Origin of the sequence: Streptomyces sp. NBRC 110611 (assembly GCF_001590865.1) — a bacterium.
In the GTDB taxonomy this organism is placed as follows: Bacteria; Actinomycetota; Actinomycetes; order Streptomycetales; family Streptomycetaceae; genus Streptomyces.
The window spans coordinates 237,698-249,791 of the sequence record NZ_BBUY01000003.1 but is presented as its reverse complement, the minus strand read 5'-3'; the positions used below and the strand labels follow the sequence as shown (position 1 = coordinate 249,791).

General features: G+C 67.9%; 9 protein-coding genes. 3 read left to right on the top strand and 6 right to left on the bottom strand.

From position 1 onward, the window contains the following. Positions 1–5: 5 nt before the first annotated feature. The 6 genes from AZE13_RS09275 to AZE13_RS33820 form a co-directional block, all read right to left on the bottom strand. Complete coding sequence (locus AZE13_RS09275) at positions 6–356, bottom strand: hypothetical protein (protein WP_066928925.1); 351 nt, start codon at positions 354–356, stop codon at positions 6–8. Positions 357–727: 371 nt separating this feature from the next. Continuing rightward, positions 728–1,171, bottom strand: coding sequence for a hypothetical protein (locus AZE13_RS36255; RefSeq protein WP_147264626.1), 444 nt, complete (start codon positions 1,169–1,171; stop codon positions 728–730). Positions 1,172–1,179: 8 nt separating this feature from the next. Beyond that, positions 1,180–5,982 carry a putative T7SS-secreted protein gene (locus AZE13_RS09270; RefSeq protein WP_066928923.1) on the bottom strand — a complete coding sequence of 1,601 codons (4,803 nt, stop codon included), beginning with the start codon at positions 5,980–5,982 and terminating at the stop codon, positions 1,180–1,182. After that, positions 5,979–6,647 (bottom strand): hypothetical protein, encoded by a 669-nt coding sequence (locus AZE13_RS09265; protein WP_079123845.1) that lies wholly within the window; start codon positions 6,645–6,647, stop codon positions 5,979–5,981. Before AZE13_RS09265 ends, AZE13_RS09270 begins: the two co-directional genes overlap by 4 nt. Further along, on the bottom strand, positions 6,638–7,102 hold the full coding sequence (locus AZE13_RS09260) for an SseB family protein (protein ID WP_079123844.1): 465 nt from the start codon (positions 7,100–7,102) through the stop codon (positions 6,638–6,640). The genes AZE13_RS09265 and AZE13_RS09260 overlap by 10 nt, the downstream gene beginning before the upstream one ends. Positions 7,103–7,347: 245 nt before the next feature. Further along, positions 7,348–8,730, bottom strand: coding sequence for a VWA domain-containing protein (locus AZE13_RS33820; RefSeq protein WP_079123843.1), 1,383 nt, complete (start codon positions 8,728–8,730; stop codon positions 7,348–7,350). 537 nt (positions 8,731–9,267) lie between these two features. On the opposite strand from AZE13_RS33820, the gene AZE13_RS09250 reads away from it, so the two are divergent. From AZE13_RS09250 to AZE13_RS09240, 3 genes are all read left to right on the top strand, one after another. After that, a complete protein-coding gene (locus tag AZE13_RS09250) occupies positions 9,268–10,497 on the top strand; it encodes an alpha/beta hydrolase (protein ID WP_066928919.1) in 1,230 nt (409 codons plus the stop codon). A 96-nt stretch (positions 10,498–10,593) separates the two neighbouring features. Then, positions 10,594–11,358: an ABC transporter permease gene (locus AZE13_RS09245; RefSeq protein ID WP_066928917.1), complete on the top strand. Its 765-nt coding sequence runs from the start codon at positions 10,594–10,596 to the stop codon at positions 11,356–11,358. Continuing rightward, entirely contained in the window at positions 11,355–12,053 is a 699-nt protein-coding gene (locus tag AZE13_RS09240) for an ABC transporter permease (protein WP_066928915.1), read from the top strand. The genes AZE13_RS09245 and AZE13_RS09240 overlap by 4 nt, the downstream gene beginning before the upstream one ends. The last annotated feature ends 41 nt before the right edge of the window (positions 12,054–12,094 follow it).

Genomic DNA, 12,094 nt, shown 5'->3' with positions numbered 1-12,094 from the left:
GAGCTTCAGTGACGCAGCGGGCGGAGGCACACGGTGTACTTGAGGCGGTTGCGCTTCTCCTCATACACGTCAAATTCGGGAGCGCATGTGCCCTGGTAGCCCGGCTTCGTCGCGATCATGTACTCGGCCTTGGCGTCGTTGCAGCCGATGGTGAAGAGCACCGGCTTGGCTTGGGTGCCGCGGTTCTCCAGGCACTCCCCGGCATTCGCCTCGCGGGCATCCTTCGCCGGGGGTTTGCCGTCGTCGGTGAGGACGGTCAGGACCCAGAAGCCCGTAAAGGCAACCGCCACGGCACCGAAGGCAATGAGCGGACGCAGCCACGGCCGCCGCGCAGGTACTCCCGTCGGCGTGAACATCGGAGTCCCGGCTTGCTGTGTATGCATCTGTGCCCACGGCTGATGGCCGGGCGGACCGTACGCCGGCTGCCGGCCGTACGGCACCGGAGTGCCCGCGGGCGGACTGTAGGGAACACCGCCGCTCTGACCCGTAGGCGGTTGGCCCATAGGCGGTCCGGCCAGCGGGCCGTACGGGGCAGGGCCGGGCTGACCGTGCGGCGGCGGTGAGTACGCGGACATGCAGTTCCCCCTGTTGTGCTGTGCCGCTACGTGAGCGCACCAGTTCAAGACATTCGGTACAGCAGGTTACGAGGTCCCCGTCACGGGCCGTAGAGGGGTATGGCTGCGGATGTCCTGAAGGGTTGGTTCGTGAAGGCGACGTAAGTGGTTGGTTATTGGATTTTGGAAACCACAATCCAATAGTCATACTCTTCTGTTGTTACGGCGCAAATGTTGCGACCATCTAGTGACATCCCAAGAAATTCTGGCGAATTTTCATCCTGGCTTGGCATCGAAGAGGGGCTGGCATTCTTGGACCATCTAACGCGAGTCCATCCGAAGTCGACTGATCCGGGACCGGCCACGCTGATGAGGAATTCGCCTTCCTTGTTGAATAGTGAATTCTTGACTCCCTGGGAAAGCCACTGCCGGTCCACCTCTTTCAGTGCGTCCGGGAGGTCCTGACTGACTGCGACTGTGGGTTCAGTCTGTACGTTTACAACCTTCTGCCATGCCTGCATCACGGTCGGAATGCTTGGCGGCGGCTGTGCATCTACCACCACCAATCCGCTGGATGAGATCAGTTGCAATCGATGTGTTCGATCAAGGTGAGGCATGATTTGAATCACTCCTTATAGAAGAAATGGTGATCTCCGCCAGGCTTGTTAATTTTCGCATACCTCTCCATGGTCTCGTATCCCGCTTTTGTGTTGTCCCAGCCGAAATTTACGAAGTGGCGAGTGTCGTCCACCTTTGGTTTGCCGGCATGGAAGTGGGGTCCGGCGGGGTCGTGAGTATGCTCGACCACTACTCGGGATCCGTGATCCAGTTCGAATTGACGGAAATTACCCCAATGTTCCGGCTTGGGTGAGTATGTATAACCGGGGATGTGTCTGTAGGCTTTATCTCCTACCGCTTGCCATTCGGCATCGGGTATTCGCCCATGAGGGACACCTGCGAGGTCGAAGGCGGCTCTCTCTGCGTCTGCCCGGGAACTGAAGGGATTTGAGTGTTCGCCGAGTGGCGGACAACCAGAGAGGCCAAGAGGGTCAACCGCGGCATGCGGGTTATCTACGTAGGAGGCGGGGTTGGGTGCCGGTATGAGGCCGAGCGGATCGAGGGTTGTATAGCGGCCTGAATCTGGGTCGTAGTAGCGGTGGAAGTTGTAGTGGAGCTGGGTTTCGGGGTCGAAGTATTGGCCGGGGAAGCGGAGGGGGGTGTAGGCGGTGGCTTCGCGGTTCCAGGTGGTGGTGCCCCAGAGGGTGGTGCGGGTGCGCCAAGCAATCGAGCCTGAAGTGTCGACGAGTTCGGTGGGGGAGCCGACGAGGTCGGTGGCGATCGCGAAGAAGCGCTGGTCTATTACGTGTTGGGGGGCGTTGGTGAGGGTGGTGGTGAGGGTGGTGGTTTTGCGTTCGGTTTGGGTGAGGGGGGTGAGGCCCTGGTGGTCCCAGGTGAGGGAGAGGGCGTCTGGACGGCCTGGGGTGTGGGTGGATTGTTCGGTGAGAGTGGGGCCGTCCCAAGTGAAGTCGGTTTGTTCGGCGACGGTTTGGCCGTCTTCCGACAGGCGTTGTTTGGCTATTCGGCGGCCGGTGGGGTCGTAGAGGTAGCGCCAGGTGGTGCCGTCAGGGGTGGTGACGATGGTGAGGCGGTCCTCTGTGTTCCAGGTGTAGTGCCAGGTGTCGGGTTTGTGGGAGAGGCGGGTCTTCTGGCGGAGGGTTACTCGGCCGAGAGGGTCGTGTTCGTAGCGGATGCGGCCGGCGTGGGTGATGCGGGTGCCGACGTATGACCTTTCGCCTCGGGCGGAGGGGGAGGGGTGGTGGTCGGGCCAGGTGGCGTGGGTTTGGTTGCCGGCTTCGTCGTAGGCGTAGGTCTCGGTCCAGTCGGCGGCGTGGACGGCGGTGACGCGGCCGGCGCGGTCGAGGTCGAAGGTGCGGCGGCCGGTGTGGGAGTCGGTGAGCGCGGTGAGGTGGCCGTCGGGGCGGTAGGTGTAGGTGCGGTGGAGAAGCCCCACTGTTTCGGCGGCAGGTTGTGGTGACTGGACGGTGCCGGTGGCTGTGGTGGTGAGGGACTGGGACGCCAGGCGGCCGGTGGGGTCCCAGGTGTGGGCCAGTTGGAGGGTGTTGGCGATGGTGCGGGTGAGTTCCTGGCCGGCGGCGTCGTGGTCGAAGGTGAGGGGGTGGCCGGCGATGTCCATCGCCGTGCGGTTGCCGGCCGGGTCGTAGGCGTAGGTGGTGGCGTGGCCGGTGGGGGTGGTGCGGGAGGTGCGGCGGCCCAGGGCGTCGTAAGTGAAGGTGAGGGTACGGCCGTTGACCGTTTCGGTGGTGACGCGGCCCAGGACGTCCCGGGTGTAGGTGACGGTGGCGTCGGGGTTGGCTGCCTGGAGGAGTTGGCCCGAGGGGGAGTGGGTGTAGGTGGTGACCAGGCCTGCGGCGTTTTTGTGGGTGATGCGGCCGGCTATGTCGCGGGTGTAGGTCGTGGTTTCGCCGAGGGCGTTGGTGCGGGTGGTGAGCCGGCCGGCCGGGTCGTGGGTGTAGGTGAGGGTGCGGTTGTCGAAGTCTGACTCGGAGGTGAGGCGGCCGGCGTCGTCGTAGGCGTAGCTCCAGGTCAGGCCCTGGGGGTTGGTGACCTGGGTGAGGCGGAGTTCGGTGTCGTGAGTGAAGGAGTAGCGGACGCCGTCGGGCGTGGTACGGGCGGTCAGGAGGTCGAAGTGACCGTATTCGTAGTGGGTGGTCTGGCCGATGGCGTCGGTGTGAGAGGTGCGGTTGCCTTCGCCGTCGTAGGTCCATTCCTCGGTGGCGCCGGTGGGGTCTATCCGGGCGGTGAGGTTGCCTTCGGTGGACCAGATGTAGTGGGTGGTTTCGCCGAGGGGGTCCGTGACGGATGTGGTGCGGCCGAAGGCGTCGCGGCGGTAGTGGGTCTTGGCGCCGAGGGGGTCGGTGACGGTGAGCGGGAGGCCGGCGTCGTTGCAGTAGATGCGGGTGGTGTTGCCGAGGGCGTCGGTGACGGAGGCGAGGTGGCCACGGGGGTCGTGGGTGTAGGTGGTGGTGGCGCCGGTGGGGTCGGTGGTGGAGGTGCGGTTGCCCTTGGCGTCGTAGGTGTGGGTCCAGGTGGTGCCGTCCGGACCGGTGACCCGCAGGGGGTGGCCGTCGTCGGTGTACTCGGTGGTGGAGGTGGTGCCGTCGGGGAGGGTGACGGTGAGCGGGCGGCCGTGGTCGTCGTAGGTGAGGTGGGTGGTGCGGCCGAGGGCGTCGGTGGTGGAGAGGATGCGGTGGGACGCGTCGCGGACGGTGCGGGTGGTGGCGCCGGTGGGATCGGTCGTGGCGACGATCTGGTGGTGGTCGTTGACCTGGTAGGTGGTGGCCTGGCCGAGGGAGTTGTGGTGGACGTTGGTGCGCAGGCCGGTGACCGGGTCGGGGTCGCCCCAGGTGAAGTGGGCGCGTAGGTGGCCCTCGGTACCGCCCTGGTGGGTGCAGCGGTCCTGGTCGTCGTAGGCGTAGTGGTAGCCGCTGTTGTTGGTGTCGGTCCAGGACGTGATGCGGCCGGCGTCGTCGTAGGTGAAGCGGAGGGGGAGGCCGGAGGACTTGGCGACGGTGGTGAGGTTGCCGAAGTCGTCGTAGCCGTAGGTGAGCAGGAGTTGGTCGGTGCCGTCGGGGGCGGCGCCGGCGAGGTGAAGGGCGGTGATGCGGCCCTGGTCGGTGGTGAGGAGGAGGCGGTAGCCGGCGCTGTGGGTGAGGGCGGTGGGGGTGCCGTCTTCGGTGTAGTCGAAGGTGATGTGGTGGTTGCCGTGGCGGTCGGATATCTCGTCGAGGACGGCGAGGGTCTCGGTGTAGGTGGTGAAGTAGCGGCGGAGGCCGGTGAGGGGGTCGGTGAGGAGGTAGTCGCCGTCCGGGGTGAGCTCCAGGGCTGCGCCGTCGCCCTCGACGGGGAGGGTGGGGACGCCGACGGCGGGGTGGGGATAGAGGAGGAAGTCGCCCTCTTCGCCGATGAGGATGACGCCTTCGGAGTCGATCTCCAGGCGCTGGTCGACGGTGGACATCCAGGCCGGGCCGAACCAGCGGCCGGTGCGGTAGGACGACTCGAAAGTGCGGGTGAAGGCGAGGGGGAAGCCGGCCGGGAGGGCGATGTCGGTTTGCGGCAGGTGCATACGGCCGGTGGCCATGTCGATGGGGTCGCTGCCGAAGGTCTTGCACCAGGCGGTGCGCAGACGGTCCCGGATGGTGCGTTTGCCGCCTTCCCTGGCGGCGGTCCGTGCGGCGCCCTTGGCCGCGTTCTTGGCGCCTGCCTTGGCCGCTCCCTTGGCCAGTCCGCCGGCCCCCTTGCCGCCGACGAGGTTGCCGAGCATGGTGCCGAGAGAGTCGGCCGGGTCGCTGCCCCAGCCGGAGCCGAGCATGCCCTTGGCGGTCTCTATGGGGTGGAGGGGGGCGGAGGCCAGGCCGAGGAGCGTGGTGCTGGTGTTGGAGAGGTATTGGAAAGGGTGGGTGATGTTGTAGGGGTCAAGGGGGTTGATCATGCGGGCCAGCTTGAGGGTTTCGGCGCCGGCCTTCACGACGCCGCCGGCCAGGTGCATGTGTTCCAGGACGAACGCCTTGCTGCCGTCCTTGAGGGCCGCGCCTGCCAGTTCGGTGAAGGCGGGCTTGTCGGGGGCGTGGGCCAGGGCTTTCTGGAGGGCGTTACGGGCTCGCTCAGCGGCTTCGTTGCGCTGGCTGCGGGCGTCCTTGAGGATGTCCTGGGCGGCCTGGCGGCCCTCGTCGCCGGGGTCGCTGAACGCGCCGGGCTCGGTCGGTTTCGGGCCCGGGTCGGAGCCGCTGTCCACGGTGGCGTTGTAGGACTTGACCTTCGCGTTGTAGGAGTCGACGGAGGTCTTGTAGGTGTCGACGGCCTTCTTCGTCGCTTCGCAGGCGTTGCGGTACTTGTCGATCGCGTCGGCGGCCTTGCCCTGTGCCCAGGAGACGGTGTGCGCGTAGGTCTTGAGGGCTTTCGAGGCGTCGTTGCAGGCGTCGGCGGCGCGCATCCACTGCTTGGGGTGCATGTCGAACGACTCGCGGAAGGCGTCGGCGGCCTGACCGGTCCAGCCGCTGTGCGAGCCGATCTTGCGCATCCCGTCGGCCACCCGGTCGAAGGCGGCGGAGAAGTCCTTGAGGTGGGAGGCGCTCTCGTTGATCTTTTCGACGTCGCCGTGGATGAGCTGTTTGGGATCGTCGGATTCGCCGAGCTGGCGTTCGTCGACGTGGGCGCCCAGCGCACCCGCGAGCTTGTCGCCACCTGAGCGGACGGTGTCGGCGGCGCCATCCGCCCCGATCGCCTCCAGGCCGTCGCCCAGCTTGTCGGCACCGAACTCCACGGCCTCCCCGGCGCCGCGTTCCACGGCGTCCGTGAGCTTGTCGGCCGCGTCGCCGACCTTGTTGACGGCGTCTCCCAGCCAGTTCACTTGTCGTTACCCCCGTGACCGTTACGCCCTTGCCCGTTACCTCCGTTGCCGGTGCCTCCGTGCCCTTCGGGCTTCGTCGGCTCGTGAAACTCCGTGGTGGCCTCGGCCGGGCCGTCAAAGGGGTGGGTGATCCGGTCGGGGATGGAGCGGACGTCCTGGAGGAACTGGTTGCCCGCGTTCCTCGCCTTCTGCTGCGCTTCCAGCGACGCTGCGGACGTCGGGTCGAAGTCCGCGTTCTTGACCTGGGAGATGGGGTTGTCGGCGAGGACGTCACCCCAGGACGTGTTGTGCAGCTTCTCGGCGGACTTGGCCGGGTCGCCCATCGCGGCGTTCACGGTCTGCTTGAGCGTGTCCGAGAGGTACTGCTCCTGCTCGTAATAGAGGCCTGCTGTGAGACCCAGCCTCTGGGAGAAGCCGTTGGCCTCTTGCATCAGGGTGCGGACGCCCCAGCCCCAGCGCTCGCAGAAGGAGTCGAGGACGGTCGCCAAGCCGTCGTCGCCGCATTCGACGCTGTCCAGGGCAAGTTTGTCGAAGCCGCGGCCGAGCTGGGCCTCGATGTCGAAGCCCAGTTCTTTGAGTTCGGCGGTGGCTGCTTTGATGCCCTTGGAAATTGCCTCGAAGGCCTCCGGTTCGAGCTGATACCCGTCGCCGCCTATCAGGCCCATTTCCGCGCGTCCCTCCTGAGAGGCGTGATATCGGATATGTCACGTGGAGGTACGCCGTCGGTCGGTACGTCGAGCGCCGCGTTGTCGGGGACGATTCCGGCCATTGGCGGGAAGAGTGCGCCCTGTTCGCTGCCCGCATCCAGCGCCACTCCCGTCGGCCCTTCGATGGCGGGTATCAGGACGTCGAGGATGCGGGCGCCGGACGCCGTTACGTACTGCCATTCCGCTGCCGTTGCCGCTGCCGTGCCGGGATCACTGTCGCGGGATCCAGCAAAGCGGGAGAGGGCCTCTTCGTCGGTGAAGGCGTACAGCCAGCGAATGCCGTTCATTTCGGCGGACATGAGAGTGTCGTTGACGGTGGGGAGGAGGACATGGGTACGGCGGAATTCGCCAATCAACGCGGCTGGATTTGGTTGTCCCGCGTGAACTGCCGCTACCTCATCAACCAATGACATGACGGATCGGCCCCTCCCCCGATGCGCCGATGATGGATTGCTCAACCGTCTGACTGTCGAACTGCTGCGCCTAACTCTGGCATACGGCACTGACAATGAGGGGTGGGGCGGGCGTGCTGCGGTGCAAAACCGGACGGTGGTTGTTTTTTATTTCAACGGATGTAACGGATGTAAATGGAACCGGCCGCGGGCGGGCCGAGGGCCCGGCCGCGGCCGGTGGGGCGGAACTGAGGTTGGGCGGTGGGTCAGTTGTCCTTGAGGACGCCGGCGGTGCGGGCCTCGGTGAGCCACTCGGGGAACTCGACCATCAGCTGCTGGTAGAGCTCGTCGTGGGAGAGGGCGCGGGGGTCCCGGCCGGCGTGGAAGAAGCCGGCGTTGTCCACCACGCGCTTCTCCGGGACGGCCAGGTCGTCGAGCTTGCGGAGGAAGTCGAAGCCCTTGCCCTCCGGGTCACCGAAGCCGATGAACTGCCAGAAGATGGGGAGTTCGGCCGCTTCGCACAGCGCCCTCTCGGCGGCCGGCTTGGAGGTCGGGGCGCCGTCGGTCTGGAAGATGACGAAGGCGGGGGCCGTGCTGCCGGAGTTCTTGTAGTGCTCGACGACGGCGTTGATGGCCCAGTGGTAGTTGGTACGGCCCATGTGGCCGAGGCCGGAGTGCAACTCGTCGATGCGGCCCTGGTAGTTGGTGAGGTCGAGGTCGGCGGAGCCGTCGACGTCGGTGGAGAAGAAGATGACGGGGACGATGGCGTCGTCGTCGAAGTTGACGGCGAGGCCGAGGGCCTGCTCGGCGAGGTGCTGGACCGTACCGTCCTTGTAGTAGTTGCGCATCGAGCCGGAGCGGTCGAGGATGAGGTAGACGGCGGCGCGCTGGGTGGCGAGGCCATGCTTGTCCAGGGTGACGCGGGCGGACTTGTAGAGGCTGACGAGGGCGGGGGCGGTGGCTGCCAGCTCGGTCTCGGTCCGGGGCTCGGCCTGGGGTTCCGTCTCGGTCCGGGGCTCGACCCGGGGCTCCGTCTCGGTCCGGGGCTCGGCCTGCGACTCGGTCTCGGGATTGAGGTCGGTGTCGGGCTGTGCCTTCGCCGGTGCCGCGGCGGGCTCGACGGTTTCGTCGGGCGCCGGACTTGGGCTGTCGAAGGCCTGGCTGACGAGGTCGGCGACAGTGTCATCGGACGTGGGGTGGGAATCGGCCTTGACCTCGGTCTTGACCTCGGCCGTAACCGTGCCGGTGGGCCGTTCCGCGTCCGGCTCCCGGACCGGCGGCTCACCGCGGTCCACCGGGCTGCCCTGGGCCGGCAGGGTGGCGGTGGCCGGGGCGGTCGTCGGGGCGGTCGTAGGGGCGGGCGTCGAGGCGGTCGTCGAGTACGGGTCCGCGTCCGGCCCGTCCGAGGGGGCCGTGCGCGCGGCCGGGACCTCGGCTGCGGGGGCGGAGGCGGGGACAGCGGCCGAGGACGAGGAGGCGGAAGCCGAGGACGCGGCGGAGGTCGAGGAAGGGGCCGGGGTGGGCTCCTCGCGGGCCTCCGGGATGGTCGCGGACTCCGGCTTGTCGGCGCCGCTCGGGGCTGCGCCGGTTCCTTCACGGGTCGCCTTGGAGCGACCGAAAGCGTTGCGCAGCAGACTCCGAATGCCCATCGGCGAACCTCTCTTGCGTGTGGTGGGTGCGGCGTTTGTCCGTGAAGCACAGACATGTCCCTGACCAGGACGGATACGTAAGCGTAGCGGCCGGGACCGGCCCCATCGTGGGACCCCGCGCCTTGTGGAATGGGCTATCCGGGGGGTCTGGTGAGGTATGTGGTTTTGCGGACCCGAGGCGGCTTCGGCCATGGGGTGTCTTTGGCTACGGGGGTCTGTTGGGCACTGGGCGTGGGCCCGGGGGGGGCGGCATTGCGCTGACGCGGCCCAGGGCCGCTGTCCCGCATCACGGCACGGAAACGAACTGGCAAGAGGCGAGCACGAACCGGCACGAGGCGAGTAAGAGGGAGGGGCAAAGGCCTGAGGGAAGGGCGGGAATCGGTCGCTCAGGTATCCGATGGGCAGGTGTGCCCGCACTTGCCGGTGACCAATGTCCCGAGCCGCCGTTGTGCCTTAGGCGGCCGGTAAGCCGGTAAGAAGGCGAGAACCCGTAAGAAGGCGAGAACCCTTTCCGAGGGTGACGGGAGATGTGAGCGCATGGGGCTGACCAGTCAGTCGCTCGAATGCACGGTGGTCGTGCTGGCGCTGGCCTGTGTGGCCGCCACGGTGTGGTTCTGGCCCCGGCTGGCGAAGCGCGGGGCCGGGGCCGTGCTGGGCAGACTGGGCGCCATCCTCGTCACCCAGCTGTCGATCGTGTGCGCGTTCGCCCTGGCGGTGAACGCGAACTTCGAGTTCTACGGCAGCTGGGACGAGCTTCTGGGCAACAACGACGAGGCGCCCGTGTCCGTGAACCAGGGCGGCGGGCAGTACGCCTCGGTCGGCGATGCCAAGAACGGGCTGGTCCAACCGGCCGGTCCGCAGGGGCTCGATCGGGTGACCGGACTGCCCCAGGGGCCCGCCGACAAGGTGGGCAAGGTCGAGTCCGTACGGATCACCGGGCGGCGGAGCCGGGCCATCAACCCCGGCTTCGTCTATCTGCCGCCGCAGTACTTCCAGCAGCAGTTCCGCCGCCAGCGGTTCCCCGTCATGGTCGTCATCAGCGGCTACCCGGGCGGGATCATGAATCTCGCGCAGCATCTCCAGGTGCCGCAGAACGCGGGCCGGCTGATCGAGCAGGGCAGGATGCAGCCGACCGTGATCGTGATGGTGCGGCCGACGATCGCCCCGCCACGGGACACCGAGTGCGTGGACGTGCCGGGTGGTCCGCAGGCCGAGACGTTCTTCACCCAGGACCTGCCGGAGGCCATGAAGTCCGCCTACCGGGTGGGCCATGACCCCAGCGCCTGGGGCGCGTTCGGGTACTCGTCCGGTGGTACGTGCTCGCTGCAGCTGGTGTTGCGCAACCCGAAGGCGTACACCTCCGCGGTCTCGCTCTCCGGGGACTACGCGGTCAAGGACGACCTGACCACCGGCAGCCTCTTCGGCAGCGGGCCGGCGGCCGCCCAGCGGCAGCGGGAGCACGATCTGCTGTGGCGGCTGAAGCATCTGCCCGCGCCGCAGATCTCCGCGCTGGTGACCAGCAGCCGCGAGGGCGAGGGGAATTACCGCGACACGATGCGGTTCATGCAGGCGGCCAAGGCGCCGATGCGGGTGGACTCGATCATCCTGCCGCGGGGAAGCCACCAGTTCGCGACCTGGCGCCGTGAGCTCGTACCGGCTCTGGAGTGGCAGGGTCGGCAGCTGACGTTCCCGCAGGACACGGAGCCTGGTGTGCTGCCGCGGAGCGAGCCGCACAAGGAGGCCGCCAAGGCCGGGAAGTCCGGGTAGGCGGGTCCGGGAAGTCCGGGTAGGCGGGTCTGCGGCAGGACCCGATTGGACGCCGTGGGCGCGACACTCCCGCCTCCGCCGGGATGGACTCGTACCGTGACCGCACCGCCGCCGGACGACTGCCTGGCCCATAACGAGTGGATCTGCGGCGACTACCTGACCACGCGCCGGCAGATCCTGCTCGACGCGGTCGCGCAGCACGTCCAGCTGACGGTGGTCTCGGTGGCGCTCGGGCTGGTGATCGCGGTCCCGCTGGCGCTGCTGGCCCGGCGCCGGCGCTGGACGGCCGGGCCGGTGCTCGGCATCACCACGGTCGTCTACACGATCCCGTCGCTGGCGATGTTCTCGCTGCTGCTCCCGGTCTACGGACTGTCCGCCACCCTGGTCGTGGTCGGGCTCGCCCTGTACTCACTCACCCTGTTGGTACGGAACATCCTGGCGGGGCTGAACGGCGTGCCCGTACAGGCCAGGGAGGCCGCTCGCGGGATGGGCTACGGGCCGATGCGCCAACTGCTGACCGTCGAGCTGCCGCTGGCGGTGCCCGCGGCCATGGCGGGACTGCGGATCGCCACGGTCTCGACGGTCGCGCTCGCCACCGTAGGGGCGATCGTCGGGTACGGCGGACTGGGCAACCTCATCTACTCCGGGATGAACTCGTTCTTCAAGGCGCAGGTGCTCACCGCGTCGGTGCTGTGCGTGATCATCGCGACGGTCTTCGATCTGCTGCTGCTCGGCGCGGAGCGACTGCTCACGCCCTGGCGGCGCGCGGGCCGGAAGGGGGCGGGCCGGAAGAGGGCGGTGCGGGCCCGGGCGACGGCCGGGCTGAAACGGCTGGTGACGGTACCCGGACGGCGGACATGAGCACCATCGCCGCACCGGGCACGAGCACCCTTTCCGCGGTCTGGGCCTGGCTGACCACCGCTGCCAACTGGTCCGGCGAGAACGGCGTCTGGCACCGTCTGGAGCAGCACCTCGCGCTCACCTTCGCCTGCCTGATCATCAGCGCCCTGATCGCGCTGCCGGTCGCGCTGACCCTCGGGCACCTCGGGCGCGGCGGTGCGCTGGCGGTCAACCTCGCCAATGTCGGGCGGGCGGTGCCGACCTTCGCCGTCCTGGTCCTTCTGCTGCTCACCCCCATCGGGCGGCATGCGCAGTGGCCGACGGTCATCGCACTGGTGTTGTTCGCCGTCCCGCCGCTGCTGACGAACGCGTACATCGGGATGCGGGAGGTGGACCGTGACGTGGTGCGGGCCGCGCGCGGTATGGGGATGACCGGGGCGCAGCTGGTGTGGCGGGTCGAGGTGCCACTCGCCTTCCCGCTCGTGCTGACCGGCGTGCGGATCGCCGCCGTGCAGCTCGTGGCCACTGCCACGCTCGCCGCGCTGGTGGGCGGCGGCGGGCTCGGCCGGATCATCACCGCAGGGTTCAACCTGGCCAGCACTCCGCAGGTGGTGGCCGGTGCGGTGCTGGTCGCGGCGTTCGCGTTGCTGATGGAGGCCGGGTTCGAGCTCGTGGAGCGGTATGCGCCGCGGTGGGCACGGGGGCGGATCCGGTGAGGTCCGCGCCGCCGGCCTTCTCGGCCCGCACCACTGCCGTA